This window comes from Stutzerimonas sp. 21-1 (genome assembly GCF_056336065.1).
The window spans coordinates 1,609,074-1,623,889 of record NZ_CM150500.1 but is presented as its reverse complement, the minus strand read 5'-3'; the positions used below and the strand labels follow the sequence as shown (position 1 = coordinate 1,623,889).

Genomic DNA, 14,816 nt, shown 5'->3' with positions numbered 1-14,816 from the left:
GCGCAATCCTCAGTCAATGATGTCGCCGTGCAGCAGGTGCTTGCCTACTGCGACCGTGCTGATGAACCCCATCACCGCGATCAGCAGTGCGGCCTCGAAGAACAGCTCCGACGCCAGCCAGATGCCGAACAGCACGATCAGCGCGAGCGCGTTGATGTAGAGCGTATCCAGCGCCAGCACCCGATCCGGCATCTCCGGACCAATGATCAGACGTGCCAGGTTGAGTATCGCCGCCAGCGACATGATCGCCAGGCAGATGGGTATCACGTACGTGAGCATTCGAAAATCTCCAGCAGCGGCGCCTCGTAGCGAGACTTCACCTCGTGCACCAGCGCCTCGACGTCCGGCGCGTCCAGGGCGTGCAACAGCAGGGTCTTGTGATCCGGACTCAGACCGGCCGACACCGTGCCCGGGGTGAGCGAGATGATGCTGGTCAGTACCGCAAGCACGAAATCATCCTCGATCGCCATCGGCACCTCGACGAACGCAGGGGCGAGCCGGCTCTTCGGTCCGAGCACCAGTTTGGCGACATGCAGATTCGCCACCACGATGTCGTAGAACACCAGGGCGATGAAGCGGCACAGCAGCAACGGTTTGCGTACCGTCGGAACCTCGATGAGAAAACACCGCAGCAGCAGCGGCAGGCCCCAACCGAGCACAGCACCGAGCACCACATGACCGGCGCTCAAGGTGTTGTTCAACATCAGCCACAGCAACGTGAGCAATACGCTGAGGGCAGGATGAGGTAGCCAGCGTGACTTCTTCATGCGCCACCTCCGGTAATCGTCTGCAGATAGGGCTGCAGATTCAGCAACTGACTCGCCGTCGCCTGCAGATAGCCCTGCACCGGCTGCGCGAGCACGACCAGCAGCAAGCTGGCGGAGAGCAAGCCCAGGGTCGCCAGCAGCCTGATCGGATCGACACCCGCACCGGCAATGGCCGGGCACTCGTCATTGGTGCGCCAGAACACCAGACTTCCGGCGCGACTGAGGGCGATCAGCATGCCCAGTCCGCCGACCAGCAATACCGTCCACAGCCAGGCCGCCTGACTGTTCAGCTCCACCGCGCGCATCAGCATGAGCTTGCCGAGAAACCCGGAAAAAGGCGGCAGCCCGGCCACCGAGATTGCCCCGAGAAAGAACAGCATGCCCAGCAGCAGCGGCTGGCGCAGCGGCCCCGCGGAGATCAGATCCGTGCCAATCGCCCCGCGTTGCAGGCCGATCAGATCGGCCAACAGGAACAATGCGCCGGCGATCAGCGTGCTATGCAGCAGGTAGTACAGCGCCGCTGCGATGCCACTCGCGTTGCCCAGAGCCATGCCCGCCAGCAAGGTGCCGACCGAAGCCACGACCAGATAGGCCAGCATGACCTGCAGGTTGCGCGCCGCCAGCGCACCAATGACGCCCGCCGCCAGCGTGAGCAATGACAACGGCCACAGCCAGACCTGTGCCAGGTTGCTCAGCTCGCCGGCCTCGCTGCCGTAGATCAGCGTGAACACCCGCAGGATCGCGTACAGCCCGACCTTCGTCATGATCGCGAAGAGCGCCGCCACCGGAGCCGTCGCCGCCGCGTAGGCACGGGGCAACCAGAAATATAGCGGCAGGATCGCCGCCTTCAGGGCAAATACCACCAGCAGCAGGAAACCTGCGGCGGCCACCAGCGGTGCCTGCGCCGGATCGAGCAGAGCAGTACGCCAGGCCAGATCCGCCATGTTCAGCGTACCCAGTACGCCGTACAACATGCTCACGCCCAACAGGAAGAACGACGAGCCCAGCAGATTCAACACCACGTAATGCATGCCCGAGCGAATACGCGAAGGACCGTGGCCGTGCACCAGCAGCGCGTAGGACGAGATCAGCAGGATCTCGAAGAACACGAACAGGTTGAACAGATCGCCGGTGAGAAAGGCGCCGTTGATGCCGAGCAGCTGAAACTGGAACAGAGCATGGAAGTTCGGCCCGCGCTCATCGTCGCCACGACAGGCGTATAGCAGCGCAAAACCGGCCAGCAGCGCCGTCACCAGCAGCATCAGCGCGCTCAGGCGATCCAGCAGCAGGACAATGCCGAACGGCGGCTGCCAGTTACCCAGCGCATACACGCGCAGTTGATCGTCACCCGCGAGCCACAGCAGCCAGAGCGCAAGCGGCACCAGCGCCCAGGTCGCCAGCAGCGAGAGCACGCGCTTGCTGAAGCCGCCCAGCCGATGGCCAAACAGCAACGACGCGCCCATGAACAGCGGCAGCAAAATGGGCAGAATCAGCACGTGATTCATTCGCGTGGCTCCTGACCGTCCACATGGTCCGTGCGCAGCTCACCGAGCCCGCGCAGGGCCAGCACCACCACGAACGCGGTCATGGCGAAGCCGATGACGATCGCAGTCAGCACCAGCGCCTGTGGCAGCGGGTCGCCATACTCCGCGCTCTGCCCGATGACTGCCGGCACTCCGGTTGCCAGACGGCCCATCGAAAAAATGAACAGGTTGACCGCATAAGAAATCAGCGTCAGCCCCACAACCACCGGGAAGATCCGCGCCCGCAACAGCAGGTAAACACCACTGGCGGTCATCACGCCCAGGGTGATGGCAAACAAGGCTTCCATCAGAGCACCTCCTTGCTCGTTTCGTCCTGACCGACATGGCCGATGTTGGAGAGGATCAGCAGCGTCGCGCCGACGACCACCAGATAAACCCCGAGATCGAACAGCATCGCGGTCGCCAGCTCGAATTCGCCCACCAGCGGCAAATCAAAATGCCCGAACGCCGAGGTCAGGAACGGATAGCCGAACAGCCAGCTGCCAAGCCCGGTCAGCCCGGCGATCAGCAATCCGGCGCCACTGATCGCGTGATAGCTCACCGGCTGACGCTCCTGTGCCCAGGCGACCCCGTGTGAGATGTACTGCAGGATCAACGCGGCGGCGGTAATCAGTCCGGCGATGAAGCCCCCCCCTGGCAGATTGTGCCCGCGCAGGAAGATGAAGACCGAAATCAGCATGGCCAACGGCAGCAAAGCCCGCGCCAGTACATCGAGGATCATCGGATGGCTGTCCGGCGACCACGCTCTGCCACCATAGTCACGCAACGGATGCGGCAGGTGCAGGCCATACAGCAGGCCATAGATGGCCACGCCGGCGATTGCCAGCACACTGATCTCACCGAGCGTATCGAAGCCGCGGAAGTCCACCAGAATCACGTTGACTACGTTGGTCCCGCCGCCACCGGACACACTGTTCTCCAGGAAAAAGCCCGCGATGCTTTCGTATGGACGGGTCAGTACCGCGTACGCCAGCAAAGCGACCATCGTGCCGCAACCGCCGGCGAGGAGCAGGTCGCGCAGGCTACGCAGACTGCTGGATTCGGCCGGGGTCCGATCAGGCATGAAGAACAGCGCCAGGATCAGCAGGATGATCGATACCACCTCGACCGACAGCTGGGTCAGCGCCAGATCGGGCGCCGAATAGCGAGCGAATGCCAGAGACACCATCAGCCCGACCACTCCAAGCACCATCAGCGAAATCAGCCGGCGACGGTGAAAGAGCACAGTCAGTAGCGAGGCCAGCGCGAGGATCGCCATGCCCAGCACCGTCACGCCATCGAACGGGGTCATGGCGACGCTGCCGTGGAATGAGTCCAGCGTCGACAGCGCGAACACGACCAGCGCCAGTGCACTGGTCAACATCAGCGCCAGGTAGCGCTGCAGCGAGCCGTTATCCAGGCCATCGGTGAGCTTGCGTGCCGCTGCCGTGAGTGCACTCATGGCGCGCTCGAAGACCACCAGCGAGTCGACCACCGGCAGCCCCTCGTACCAGCGGAATATCCAGCGGCGCAGCGAATAGATCAGCACGCCACCGGCCAGCGCCAGGAAACTCATCATCAGCGGCAGGTTGAATCCGTGCCAGATCGCCAGGTTGTACTGCGGCGCTTCGCTGTTCAGGCTTGCCGATACGGCCGACGCCAGCAGTGGCGCCACCGTATAGGCGGGGAGCATGCCCACCAGCAGGCAGAGCAGTACCAGCACCTCCACCGGAATCTTCATGTAGCGCGCCGGCTCATGTGGCGGGTATTTCGGCAGGTCGATCGGCTCGCCGTTGAAAAACACGTCATGAATGAAGCGCAGCGAATAAGCCACCGAGAAGGCGCTGGCAATCGTCGCCAGCGCCGGGATGATCCAGTAGAAACTGCCGAGCAAATGCTGGTCCAGCGTTTCGGTGAAGAACATTTCCTTGCTGAGGAAACCGTTGAGCAACGGCACACCGGCCATCGCCAACGACGCCACCATCGCCAGCATCGCGGTATGTGGCATGTACTTCCACATGCCGTTGATGCGCCGCATGTCCCGTGTACCGGTTTCGTGGTCGATGATGCCGGCGGCCATGAACAGCGAGGCCTTGAAGGTCGCGTGGTTGATGATATGGAAGATCGCCGCCACCGCTGCCAACCGCGAATCCAGCCCGAACAACAGCGTGATCAGACCCAGGTGACTGATTGTGGAATAGGCCAGCAGTCCCTTGAGGTCGTGCTGGAACAGCGCCATCACCGCGCCCACCAGCAGGGTCGCAAGGCCGGTCATGCTCACCAGATAGAACCACAAATCCGAGTACGCCAACGCCGGATACAGGCGGGCAAGCAGGAACACCCCGGCCTTCACCATCGTCGCTGAGTGTAGGAAGGCCGAGACTGGTGTCGGCGCCGCCATCGCCTGCGGCAACCAGAAGTGGAAAGGGAACTGTGCCGATTTGGTGAACACGCCCAAAAGCACCAGTACCAGGATCACCGGATACAGCGCACTGTTGCGAATCACCTCGCCTGCATCGAGCACGCTGCTGAGTTCGAAGCTGCCGACCACCTGACCGATCAGCAGCACCCCGGCGAGCAGCGCCAGACCGCCGCCGCCCGTCACTGCCAGCGCCATGCGTGCGCCCTGGCGGGCGTCGGCGCGGTGGTTCCAGTAGCCGATCAACAGGAACGACGACAGACTCGTCAGCTCCCAGAACATCAGCATCAGCAGCAGGTTTTCCGACAGCACGATGCCCAGCATCGAGCCCATGAACAGCAGGAAGAAGCCGAAGAAGCGCCCCATCGGATCGCGCTTGGCCAGGTAGTAGCGCGCATAAAGAATGACCAGCAGGCCGATGCCGAGAATAAGCAGCGCAAACAGAAAGCCCAGACCATCCAGACGCAGACTCAGATTCAGCCCCAACTCCGGCAACCAGGGCACCTGCACGATCTGCACCTTCCCGGCGAACACTGCAGAGCGCTCGGAGAGCAGCAACACCAGGGCGACCAACGGCCCGATGCCAGCCCCAAAGGCACAGGCCGAGCGGCCGGCGCGCTCCAGCAGCAACGGCAGACAAATGCCCAAAAAAGGCAAAGCGATGATCAGCGCAAGCGTCATGGAGGAAACTCTCTAGGCCATCCGAGTCGGCGGCATTTCTTCTTCTAAGCGAACTGACTATCAGCTCGCGCGCACACATAGATACGCTCGATTATCCATATCACCGGGGTGAACGTCATGGGCCCATGTATTACGAAAAACAAAAAGGCGCCGCCCCGCCGCAAAGCGAAGCCGCGCCTTCTGTAGGGTGCCGCCGTCAGGGTGTGACGCGACTGGTTCCGCTTACGCTGAGGATGCGTACCCGCTGACCGACCCTGAACACCTGGTTCGGCTCGACTTCCTGCACATAGGCGCGGATATTGCCGTCGTCCTCACGCACGGTGATCTCGACGCCCTGCGTGCGGGTGAAGCCCTCCTCCGCCGCCGCGCCGAGCATGCCACCCGCAACCGCACCGATGACCGCCGCTACGGCACTACCGCGCCCGCCGCCGACACCGCTGCCGGCGACTCCGCCCACGATGGCGCCAGCACCGGTGCCGATCGGCGTCTTGGTTCCTTCGATCTTGACCGGTCGCAGCGACTCGATGGTGCCATAGCGAACAGTCTGGACGGCACGCGCCTCATCACGCGAATAGGTGTCGCCCGTCAGGCTGGACGCGCAGCCGCCGACCGCGAGAGCTACGGCAGTGAGTGAAGCGATACAAATTGACTTGCGCATGGGTTCTCTCCTGAAAAACGAACGAATCGCTTGGCAACCAACCGGCCCTGCCGCAGCATTCTCGCTGCTTGGCGGCATGCATGGGCCGTCAGATCGTATTCAACCGAACGAGAATGTCCGTGGATTATTTCATCATAGCCGTCACCACCTTCGCCGGCCTGGCTTTCCACGCCTGGCTGTTCATCCGCTTTCGCCGCTGGATCGAACGCGACCTGGCCTATTCGATCGCCGGCAGCGATCCCGATAAGCGCGCGTGGCTGCTGGGGCGGCTGAGCGAAGCCAAAGCGCAGAAGATCAAGCGGCGGGATCTGCAGGCGTGGCTGGAGCGCGAAATCCAGCACTATCCAACCCAGCGCGCTCAGCAATAAGCCCAGTCGGCCGCCGCTCGCTGCCCGGCTAACGGCTTGCGCTTCAGGGCGCCAGTCGCCGACGCTCCCAGCCACCGGCTACGCAGCGGTAATCGAGTCGGTCATGCAGGCGGCTCGGACGGCCCTGCCAGAACTCGATACGCTCCGGTATCAACCGGTAGCCGCCCCAGTGCGGCGGACAATGCGGCGCCTGATCGAGGAAACGTTGTTCGGTTGCTGCGAGCAGGCGCTCCAGCTCTGCGCGGTCGGCAATCACCTGGCTCTGCGGCGACGCCCAGGCACCCAGGCGACTGCCCAGCGGACGCACATGGTAGTAGGCGTCCGACTCTTCAAAGCTGACCTTTTCTACCCGCCCCTCGATACGCACCTGGCGCTCCAGTGTCGGCCAGAAAAACGTCATCGCGGCAAACGGCTGCTGACTCATCTGCTGCCCCTTGTCGCTGTCGTAGTTGGTGAAGAACGTGAAACCACGCTCATCCAGCGCCTTGAGCAGCAGGATCCGGCAGTGCGGCCGGCCCGCCTCATCCACGGTCGCCAGCGACATGGCATTGGGCTCGACCGGCGCCTGCTCGGTCTTCATCGCCTCACCGAACCACTGGCGAAACAGGCTGAACGGTTCGTCAGGAGCGTTCGCTTCGCTGAGTCCTTCACGGGTGTAGTCGCGGCGCATATCGGCCAGGGACTGGATCATTCGCGGGTTCCTTCTTCGTCAAACGGGCCTGATCGAAGGCAGCGCACGGCGCACTCGCCTCACGGGCGGTGGCCATCGCGTAGCCTGCCTGGAGCCTAGCTTATCCCTGGAACCAGGCCGCGCGCTTGATTCAACGCAAAAGCAAACGGGCCTGAAAAGGCCCGTCGGATGATGCCGTTACTGTGCTGCTATTTTTCGCTCTTGGCGGTCTTGGCGACAGCAACCTGCGTGGCCGTGGCCGGAGCCGCTGGTGTCGCGGTCGGGTCGTTATATTCGGCTACCGTCGCCAGCAAGCTGACCTGCTGCGTCAACAGCATCTCCACACGACGATTCAGCGCGCGCCCATCCTTGCTGTCATTGGCTGCCCGCGGCTTGTCCGACCCCATGCCGCGGATGCGCAGGCGATCGTGTTTCAAACCGCTGAGGCGGAATATGGCGGCCACCGCGCCAGCTCGCTCCCGACTGATGGTGCGATTGATCGCGTCGGAGCCGGTGCTATCCGCATGGCCGAGAATGACCACGGCGGCCTTGCTGTCCTTTTCCACCAGTTTGGCTACCCGCGTGATAGGACCCAGCGTGACCGGTAACAGCATGCCGGGACGATCAGGATTGAACGACGAGTCGACCGGCGCGGTGATCACCAGCAGATTGTCGCGGCGCTCCAGCTCGAAGCGGCTGTCCTTGATCGCCTCGCGCAAACGCGGCTCGTAATCGTCCATCCAGGCCGTATCGACCTTCGCCACGGCAGGCGCCGCAGCCGAGGCCTCGGTGGGCTTCTCATCCTTAGAGCTGCAGCCGACCACCAACAGGCAGACAATCAGAGAAGCGCTTTTCAGCATGTTCATGAGCGGATTCCGTCAGACGATTGAGTTCAGATTCTCGCCAGGCAGCCCAGCCGGCAATAATTGAAGAGATTGATCAAATTGTGGCCGCAAGTCCCTGCCCTGCAAAGCCTTGCCATGCAGAACTGACGAGCGGTTAACCTATGCATTGCGCCACGCTTCGCGCCAGGGCCTGCGCACGGGGGTCCATCAGCACATAAGGGCCCAGCGTATTGGTGGCGAAACCGAACGCCAGGTCCCTGTCCGGGTCGGCGAAGCCGATACTACCGCCGGCACCCGGATGGCCGAAAGCCCTCGGGCCCATCGCGAAAGTCGCGTTGGCGACCTCCGGCTGATCGAGCCAACAGCCAAGTCCGAAGCGGGTCTGGGATAACAGCGTAAGGTCTTCGCCGGCACTGTGCTCGCGACGCATTTCATCGAGCACGGCCGCGTCCAGCAAACGTCCCTGCAGCAGACCGGAATAGAAGCCTGCCAGAGAGCGTGCGTTGCCATGTCCGTTGGCGGCAGGCTGCGCCATGCGCCGCCACTCGGGCTTGTTGCCGCTGTTCATGATTGACGGTGGATTGTTGAAGGCCCGCGCGCTCAACGATGCCGGATTACTCATCAAGACCTTGAACAGCCGCTGCGCCGCCGCATCGCCGAAGTCGTTCTTGGCACGGGTCAGGTAAGCGACGCGGTGAAACTCCTCGTCATCGAGGCCGATATGGAAATCCAGCCCCAGCGGAGTGGCCGTTCTGGCCACGATGGTGGCTCCCGGCTCCGCCCCATCGACTCGCCGGATCACCTCTCCCACCAACCAGCCGTAGGTCATCGCGGCATAGCCCTGGGCCTCGCCGGGCGTCCACCAGGGTTGCTCCGCGGCCAACGCGGCGGTCATGGCATTCCAGTCGTACAGAGCCTCGGGCGGCAGCGGCTGGCGCAAGGCAGGCAGACCCGCGCGATGGCAGAGCAGCTGGCGCGGCGTAATGCGCGACTTACCGTTGGCCGCGAACTCCGGCCAGACCTCGGCAATCGGCGCGTCGAGCTGCAGCTTGCCCTCGGCGACCAGTTGCAGCGCTGCAACCGCGGTAAAGGTCTTGGTACAGGAAAACAGATTGACCAACGTATCGCCGTGCCAAGGCAGCTCACCGGCATTGTCAGCCACGCCAGCCCACAGATCGACGACCGTCTCGCCGGCAATCTGCACACAAACAGCCGCACCGCGGGTCTGGGTATGCTCGAAAAGCGCGGCGAACGCATCCCTCACCGCCTCGAAACGAAGATCGAAATAACCTTGTATCTGCACGCTGCCCCCTGTGATCGGATGTTATCGGCGCATCGTTCCAGCAGCCTCACCGGAAGAAAACCGCACGGATCTCTCGGAAAGAATCAGTCGATCTCACGACGAAACGGCGGCAACGCATTGAGAATGGCCTTGCCATAACGCTGCGTCACCACACGCCGATCAAGCAAGGTGATGGTGCCACGGTCGGCCTCGGTGCGCAGCAGTCGACCGCAGGCCTGCACCAGCCGCAGCGAAGCATCCGGCACGGCAATCTCCATGAACGGGTTGCCGCCCCGCGCTTCGATCCACTCGGCCAGCGCCGCTTCCACCGGATCGTCCGGCACCGCGAAGGGAATCTTGGCGATCACCACATGCTCGCAATAGGCACCGGGCAGATCGACCCCTTCGGCAAAACTCGCCAGGCCGAACAGCACGCTGGGCTCTCCGTCATCGACCCGCTTGCGGTGCTTGTTCAGTGTTTCCTGCTTGGACAGGTTGCCCTGGATCAGTACCCTGCGACGCCAGTCGCGCTCGAGGCCATCGAATACATCCTGCATCTGCCGGCGCGAGGAGAACAGCACCAGCGTACCGCGCGAATGCTCCACCAGCCCCGGCAGTTCGCGGACGATGGCCGCCGTGTGCGCGGCCGCATCGCGCGGATCGGCCTGCAGGTTCGGCACCCGCAGAACCCCGGCGTCGGCATGATGAAACGGGCTCGGCACCACGGCAGTGACGGCAGACCGCGGCAGGCCTGCGCGCATGCGGTAGCGGTCGAAGCTGTTGAGCGCCGTCAGCGTCGCAGAGGTCACCAACGCGCCGTAGGCGACATTCCAGAGATTGCGCCGCAACGTCTCGGCCGCCAGGATCGGGCTGGCATTGACCTCAATGTCAAACAACGCACCGCCATCGGCAAGCGTCAGCCAGCGTGCCATTGGGGGACTGTCCTGCGGGTCCTCGACGGTAAACGCCGTCCACAATTCCCAGTTGCCCTGGGCGCGCGTCAGCAGACTGCCAAACAGTGGATACCACTCTTCCGCCTGGTGACTGGCGATGCCGCCGCCCGTCTCGCCATCCATCGCCTCTTTGAGCAGCTCGGCAATGCGAGTGAACAGGTCGGTCAGGCGCGCGAAGCCCTTCTTCAACTCCACGCCTAGCTCGATCAGGTGTTCCGGTACCACGCCGCCGACAAAGCGATGGCGCGGCCGTTCGCGCCCTTCCATATCCTCGCCGGCGCGGAAATCCGCCAGTTGCTCGCAGGCGCTGAACATGAACTGTTGCTGGCTGCGCAGCTCACGTGCCAGCTCTGGCACGCCTTCGATCAGCCTGCCGAGTTCACCCGGCAACGGATGCTGGGCGAGCAGCTTGGTCAGATTCTTCTCCACCTGCCCCAACCACTCGCCGGTCGAACGCAGACGAGTGAAATGCGCGAAATGGCCGATCGCCTTGTCCGGCAGGTGATGCCCTTCGTCGAATACGTACAGCGTGTCACGCGGATCGGGCAGCACCGCACCGCCGCCGAGCGCCAAGTCAGCCAGCACCATGTCGTGGTTGGTGACGATGACATCGACCTTGGTCATGCCCTCGCGGGCCTTGTAGAACGCGCATTGCTGGAAGTTGGGGCAATGCCGGCCGGTGCACTGGCTGTGATCGGTGGTCAGGCGCGACCAGTCGGCATCGTCCAGCTCTTCGGGCCAGCTGTCGCGATCGCCATCCCAGCGGTTGCCGGCGAGCTTTTCAATCATGCCGGTGAACAGCTTCTGGCTGCGCTCGTCGACGTCGATGCGAAAGCCTTCCTCCTCGAACAGCTGAGCGGTGGCCGTCTGCGCGTGCCCTTCCTGCAGCAGCAGATCCAGCTTCGACAGGCACAGGTAGCGCCCGCGCCCCTTGGCCAAGGCGAAGCTGAAATTCAGCCCGCTGTTGCGCATCAGGTCAGGGAGATCCTTGTTGACGATCTGCTCCTGCAGCGCCACGGTCGCGGTGGCGATTACCAGGCGCTTGCCGGCAGCCTTCGCCGTAGGAATCGCCGCAATACTGTAGGCCACAGTCTTGCCAGTACCCGTGCCGGCTTCCACCGCCACCACCGCCGGCTCCCCTTCACGACGGCCCTCGTCATCGGCCTTGATGGCGCCCAGCACCTTGGTTACCTCGGCGATCATCAACCGCTGACCGTAACGTGGCTTGAGGCTCTTGGCCTCGAGAAAACGGGAATAGGCGCCCTGGATCTGGGACTTGAGTTCGGTGCTGAGCATGGGCGCTGATGCTGTATATATTTTCAGTACTTCAATCGGGCGGCTATGATAACGCGCGTCGCCCCGATCGCCAGCGGAGATTTGCCATGACCCCATTTGCCTCGCTCTATGCCTTGCACGTATTGGCCGCCGTGTTGTGGGTGGGCGGTATGTTCTTCGCCTGGATGGTTCTGCGCCCGGCGGCCGTTGCCGTGTTGCAGGCGCCCGAACGCCTGCGGCTGTGGGCCGAGGTATTCCGCCGGTTCGTGCAATGGGTCTGGATCGCGGTGGCGATGCTGCCGATCAGCGGCATCGGTATGTGGCATCTGCGCTTTGGAGAGATGGCCAGCGCCCCTCGCTACGTACATGTGATGACCGGCTTGTATCTGGTCATGCTGGCGCTGTTTCTGCGGCTTGTACTGCTGCAGCTACCGGCGCTCCGACGCGCCGTCGACAGCCAGGATTGGCCGGCCGGCGGTGCCGTTCTGGGAAAGATTCGAGCATTGGTAGGGCTGAACCTACTACTCGGCATGGCGCTCATCGCGATCGCCAGCGCGCGCCCGGAGTTCTGAGCACGGAGTGCCGCATCTGCCGGCACACCACGTTGCGCAAAAAAAAAGCCGGGCAATGCCCGGCTCGGTTGTACAGCTGGCGTCAGGGACGCGCTTCGACTTCCGCTTCCACCCGACGGTTGATTGCCCGACCGGCATCGGTCGCGTTATCCGCTACCGGGCGCGATTCACCGTAACCAACCGCATCCACCCGACCAGCCTCCACGCCGTACTGGTTGACCAGCACTTCGCGCACTGCATTGGCGCGACGCTCGGAAAGCCGTTGGTTGTAGGCGTCGGTGCCGACCGAGTCGGTGTGACCTTCCAGCACGGTGGTGGTCTGCCCGTATTCCTTCATGAAGTCCGCGAGATTCTGGATATCGCCGTAGCTGTCAGGTTTGACGACCGCGCGGTCGAAATCGAACTTCACGTCAAGCTCGACGCGCACCGGCTCGGCTGCGGGCTCCGGTTCCTCGGCCGGCATCGGCTCGACGGTTTCAACCACCGCGACCGTCTGCTCCTCGGTGCCGTTCGCCCAGCAATAGGCCGCCGCGACACCACCGCCGATCACGGCGCCCCAACCGGCATAGGTGGAGCTTTCGATCGCACCAAGCGCGGCACCCGTGACGCCGCCAACCGCGGCACAGGTAGGCCAATCCTGCTTCTGCACGCCCGCGCAACCGGCCAGGAACGTGGTCATTACAATCACGGGTACTGCTGTCCGTAGGGTACTCATCGATAAAACCTCCGCTGTGGGTTCGTCCAGAACCGCCACCTGCTCGACTTCAGGCGGCTCCGGTTGCTTTGAGACTAGGCCGCGATCGGTGACCACGCTAGTCTTGCGCCTCTTGCCAAGGATTTTTCGCGTGATTGCCAACGCCCGCACGCCGCAACAAGCGCTCGCCGCATTGCTCGAGCAGTACCAGCCAGAGCGTATTCTGCAGGTCGGCCAAAGCCGTCCGCCGGCGCTCGACGCTTATCTGGCGGGCCACCCGCACAGCCAGGTTGATCACATCGACAGCACCTTCTCGGACGCAACCGTCGTGCAGCAGCGCTACGATCTCGCACTGATCGTCGACTGCCTGGAACACCTGCCCAAACGTCGCGGGCGCGAGCTGCTGGGCGGTATTCGCAATCTCCATGCGAGCCGCTTGGCAGTTCTGGTCGATCTTGAGGCTAGCGACTGGCAGACCACCGAGTTCTTTTCGCTCGGTCTGCAGATTGCCGATCGCTTCCAGCGGGATGCGCAGACCCTCACGCTATTCACGTATGACCTACTGGACTACAAACAGATTCCCGACTGGTTGAACGCCAAGTTCTGGGCGAATCCGCAGATGTTCGGCAAATACTGGTGGTAACCATGAACATGCAGGCAGCGCAAACCGAACAATGCCCCTGCGGCAGCGCCAACACCCTGTCCCAGTGCTGTGGCCGCTATCACTCCGGCACGCCTGCGCCCAGCGCCGAGCTGCTCATGCGCTCGCGCTACAGCGCCTATGTACTCGGCCTGATCGATTATCTCCAAGCCACCACGCTGCCGGTGCAGCAGCCACTCCTGAACCTGGAGTCGATACGCCAGTGGAGCCTGGAAAGCACCTGGCTGGGGCTGGATATCGAACAGAGCACCGTGCTGGGTGGACAACCGGAGCACGCACTGGTGACCTTCACGGCGCGCTGGCACGACCACAGCGGCGAACATAGTCATCAGGAGCGTTCGGCATTCGTCCAGCGGGAGGGCCGCTGGTATTTCATCGATCCAACGGTACCGCTCAAGGTCGGACGCAACGACGACTGCCCTTGCGGCAGCGGACAGAAATTCAAGAAATGCTGTGCGGCCTACCTGTAGCGGGTCGAACCGCTAGCCGCGGCATACTTTCGCATCTGGCCAACGCGCAACGTTGTGCGCGCTGGCCGTAACGCAAACTCTGCGATTACTTCTCGACGAAAGCGCGCTCGATCAGGTAGTCGCCCGGATCGCCCATACGCGGCGAAACTTTCAGGCCAAAGCTATCCAGCACCTGGCTGGTCTCTTCGAGCATGCTCGGGCTGCCACAGATCATCGCTCGATCGTCCTGTGGGTTGATCGGCGGCAGACCGATGTCGCTGAACAGCTTGCCGCTGCGCATCAGATCGGTGAGTCGCCCCTGATTCTCGAAAGGCTCGCGCGTCACCGTCGGGTAATAGATGAGCTTTTCCTTCACCGCCTCGCCGAAGAACTCGTTCTGCGGCAGATGCTCGGTGATGAACTCGCGGTACGCCACTTCATTCACGTAGCGCACGCCATGAACCAGAATGACCTTCTCGAAACGCTCGTAGGTTTCCGGATCCTGGATGACGCTCATGAATGGCGCCAGCCCAGTGCCGGTACTGAGGAGGTAGAGATGCTTGCCCGGCAGCAGGTCGTCGAGCACCAGCGTCCCGGTCGGCTTGCGGCTGATCATCAGCTGATCGCCTTCCTGCAGGTGTTGCAGACGCGAGGTTAGCGGGCCGTCTTGCACCTTGATGCTGAAGAACTCGAGATGCTCCTCGTAGTTCGGACTGGCGATACTGTAGGCGCGCATCAGCGGACGCCCGCCCACTTCCAGACCGATCATGACGAACTGCCCGTTTTCGAACCGCAGGCCGGGATTGCGGGTGGTTTTGAAGCTGAACAACGTATCGTTCCAGTGGTGCACACTGAGGACACGTTCCACGTTCAGATTGCTCATGCTGCGAGTTCCTCGTTTACAACGGATAGTGCGTCTTGCGCGGATGAGCGCCAGTTTATATACAGATCGCTTATCCGTTAAATAAATATTAAAGATATGGGTTATCGGTTATATCG

Annotated in this window: 16 protein-coding genes; 4 read left to right on the top strand and 12 right to left on the bottom strand. The window is 62.7% G+C overall.

Annotated features, from left to right (window positions below; translation table 11 throughout):
• Positions 1 to 9 precede the first annotated feature (9 nt).
• The 6 genes from AC0ZJQ_RS08020 to AC0ZJQ_RS07995 form a co-directional block, all read right to left on the bottom strand.
• A complete protein-coding gene (locus AC0ZJQ_RS08020) occupies positions 10 to 279 on the bottom strand; it encodes a K+/H+ antiporter subunit F (RefSeq protein WP_008566870.1) in 270 nt (89 codons plus the stop codon).
• Positions 264 to 767 (bottom strand): Na+/H+ antiporter subunit E, encoded by a 504-nt coding sequence (locus AC0ZJQ_RS08015; protein ID WP_314020309.1) that lies wholly within the window; start codon positions 765 to 767, stop codon positions 264 to 266. The genes AC0ZJQ_RS08020 and AC0ZJQ_RS08015 overlap by 16 nt, the downstream gene beginning before the upstream one ends.
• On the bottom strand, positions 764 to 2,272 hold the full coding sequence (locus AC0ZJQ_RS08010) for a monovalent cation/H+ antiporter subunit D (RefSeq protein WP_237264983.1): 1,509 nt from the start codon (positions 2,270 to 2,272) through the stop codon (positions 764 to 766). Before AC0ZJQ_RS08010 ends, AC0ZJQ_RS08015 begins: the two co-directional genes overlap by 4 nt.
• A complete protein-coding gene (locus AC0ZJQ_RS08005) occupies positions 2,269 to 2,598 on the bottom strand; it encodes a Na+/H+ antiporter subunit C (RefSeq protein ID WP_008566867.1) in 330 nt (109 codons plus the stop codon). Before AC0ZJQ_RS08005 ends, AC0ZJQ_RS08010 begins: the two co-directional genes overlap by 4 nt.
• Positions 2,598 to 5,390 (bottom strand): monovalent cation/H+ antiporter subunit A, encoded by a 2,793-nt coding sequence (locus AC0ZJQ_RS08000; protein WP_165595006.1) that lies wholly within the window; start codon positions 5,388 to 5,390, stop codon positions 2,598 to 2,600. The genes AC0ZJQ_RS08005 and AC0ZJQ_RS08000 overlap by 1 nt, the downstream gene beginning before the upstream one ends.
• Positions 5,391 to 5,586: 196 nt before the next feature.
• The gene (locus tag AC0ZJQ_RS07995; RefSeq protein WP_102829457.1) at positions 5,587 to 6,048 is read right to left on the bottom strand and encodes an outer membrane lipoprotein; all 462 of its coding nucleotides are present in this window, start codon (positions 6,046 to 6,048) and stop codon (positions 5,587 to 5,589) included.
• Positions 6,049 to 6,167: 119 nt separating this feature from the next.
• Between AC0ZJQ_RS07995 and AC0ZJQ_RS07990 the strand changes: the two genes are divergently transcribed.
• Positions 6,168 to 6,416 carry a hypothetical protein gene (locus AC0ZJQ_RS07990; RefSeq protein WP_138299690.1) on the top strand — a complete coding sequence of 83 codons (249 nt, stop codon included), beginning with the start codon at positions 6,168 to 6,170 and terminating at the stop codon, positions 6,414 to 6,416.
• A 43-nt stretch (positions 6,417 to 6,459) separates the two neighbouring features.
• Here the strand turns inward: AC0ZJQ_RS07990 and pdxH are convergent, their stop codons facing one another.
• The 4 genes from pdxH to dinG all read right to left on the bottom strand — a co-directional run bounded on the left by pdxH (position 6,460) and on the right by dinG (position 11,462).
• Complete coding sequence (gene pdxH, locus AC0ZJQ_RS07985) at positions 6,460 to 7,107, bottom strand: pyridoxamine 5'-phosphate oxidase (RefSeq protein ID WP_476477661.1); 648 nt, start codon at positions 7,105 to 7,107, stop codon at positions 6,460 to 6,462.
• 188 nt (positions 7,108 to 7,295) lie between these two features.
• Positions 7,296 to 7,952 carry an OmpA family protein gene (locus AC0ZJQ_RS07980; protein ID WP_165595004.1) on the bottom strand — a complete coding sequence of 219 codons (657 nt, stop codon included), beginning with the start codon at positions 7,950 to 7,952 and terminating at the stop codon, positions 7,296 to 7,298.
• 133 nt (positions 7,953 to 8,085) lie between these two features.
• Positions 8,086 to 9,234, bottom strand: coding sequence for a serine hydrolase domain-containing protein (locus AC0ZJQ_RS07975; RefSeq protein ID WP_476477660.1), 1,149 nt, complete (start codon positions 9,232 to 9,234; stop codon positions 8,086 to 8,088).
• Positions 9,235 to 9,317: 83 nt separating this feature from the next.
• Positions 9,318 to 11,462: an ATP-dependent DNA helicase DinG gene (gene dinG, locus AC0ZJQ_RS07970; RefSeq protein ID WP_476477659.1), complete on the bottom strand. Its 2,145-nt coding sequence runs from the start codon at positions 11,460 to 11,462 to the stop codon at positions 9,318 to 9,320.
• Between the two features lie 86 nt (positions 11,463 to 11,548).
• Here dinG and AC0ZJQ_RS07965 point away from each other — a divergent pair, with 86 nt between their 5' ends.
• Positions 11,549 to 12,013 carry a CopD family protein gene (locus tag AC0ZJQ_RS07965; RefSeq protein ID WP_476477658.1) on the top strand — a complete coding sequence of 155 codons (465 nt, stop codon included), beginning with the start codon at positions 11,549 to 11,551 and terminating at the stop codon, positions 12,011 to 12,013.
• Positions 12,014 to 12,095: 82 nt separating this feature from the next.
• Here AC0ZJQ_RS07965 and AC0ZJQ_RS07960 read toward each other — a convergent pair whose 3' ends face one another.
• Complete coding sequence (locus tag AC0ZJQ_RS07960; protein WP_476477657.1) at positions 12,096 to 12,728, bottom strand: OmpA family protein; 633 nt, start codon at positions 12,726 to 12,728, stop codon at positions 12,096 to 12,098.
• A 130-nt stretch (positions 12,729 to 12,858) separates the two neighbouring features.
• On the opposite strand from AC0ZJQ_RS07960, the gene AC0ZJQ_RS07955 reads away from it, so the two are divergent.
• Positions 12,859 to 13,350, top strand: a complete 492-nt coding sequence (locus tag AC0ZJQ_RS07955) for a DUF6231 family protein (RefSeq protein WP_178091783.1) — start codon at positions 12,859 to 12,861, stop codon at positions 13,348 to 13,350.
• A 2-nt stretch (positions 13,351 to 13,352) separates the two neighbouring features.
• Positions 13,353 to 13,838 carry a YchJ family protein gene (locus AC0ZJQ_RS07950; protein ID WP_155553139.1) on the top strand — a complete coding sequence of 162 codons (486 nt, stop codon included), beginning with the start codon at positions 13,353 to 13,355 and terminating at the stop codon, positions 13,836 to 13,838.
• An 85-nt stretch (positions 13,839 to 13,923) separates the two neighbouring features.
• On the opposite strand, the gene fpr is transcribed toward AC0ZJQ_RS07950, so the two are convergent.
• A complete protein-coding gene (gene fpr, locus AC0ZJQ_RS07945; protein WP_476477656.1) occupies positions 13,924 to 14,700 on the bottom strand; it encodes a ferredoxin-NADP reductase in 777 nt (258 codons plus the stop codon).
• Between the last annotated feature and the right edge of the window lie 116 nt (positions 14,701 to 14,816).

Bases quoted from the DNA above. Each gene is read 5' to 3' on its own strand.
- AC0ZJQ_RS08020 (WP_008566870.1), bottom strand. From the start codon at position 279: ATGCTCACGTACGTGATACCCATCTGCCTGGCGATCATGTCGCTGGCG.
- AC0ZJQ_RS08015 (WP_314020309.1), bottom strand. From the start codon at position 767: ATGAAGAAGTCACGCTGGCTACCTCATCCTGCCCTCAGCGTATTGCTC.
- AC0ZJQ_RS08010 (WP_237264983.1), bottom strand. From the start codon at position 2,272: ATGAATCACGTGCTGATTCTGCCCATTTTGCTGCCGCTGTTCATGGGC.
- AC0ZJQ_RS08005 (WP_008566867.1), bottom strand. From the start codon at position 2,598: ATGGAAGCCTTGTTTGCCATCACCCTGGGCGTGATGACCGCCAGTGGT.
- AC0ZJQ_RS08000 (WP_165595006.1), bottom strand. From the start codon at position 5,390: ATGACGCTTGCGCTGATCATCGCTTTGCCTTTTTTGGGCATTTGTCTG.
- AC0ZJQ_RS07995 (WP_102829457.1), bottom strand. From the start codon at position 6,048: ATGCGCAAGTCAATTTGTATCGCTTCACTCACTGCCGTAGCTCTCGCG.
- pdxH (WP_476477661.1), bottom strand. From the start codon at position 7,107: ATGATCCAGTCCCTGGCCGATATGCGCCGCGACTACACCCGTGAAGGA.
- AC0ZJQ_RS07980 (WP_165595004.1), bottom strand. From the start codon at position 7,952: ATGAACATGCTGAAAAGCGCTTCTCTGATTGTCTGCCTGTTGGTGGTC.
- dinG (WP_476477659.1), bottom strand. From the start codon at position 11,462: ATGCTCAGCACCGAACTCAAGTCCCAGATCCAGGGCGCCTATTCCCGT.
- AC0ZJQ_RS07965 (WP_476477658.1), top strand. From the start codon at position 11,549: ATGACCCCATTTGCCTCGCTCTATGCCTTGCACGTATTGGCCGCCGTG.
- AC0ZJQ_RS07960 (WP_476477657.1), bottom strand. From the start codon at position 12,728: ATGAGTACCCTACGGACAGCAGTACCCGTGATTGTAATGACCACGTTC.
- AC0ZJQ_RS07950 (WP_155553139.1), top strand. From the start codon at position 13,353: ATGAACATGCAGGCAGCGCAAACCGAACAATGCCCCTGCGGCAGCGCC.
- fpr (WP_476477656.1), bottom strand. From the start codon at position 14,700: ATGAGCAATCTGAACGTGGAACGTGTCCTCAGTGTGCACCACTGGAAC.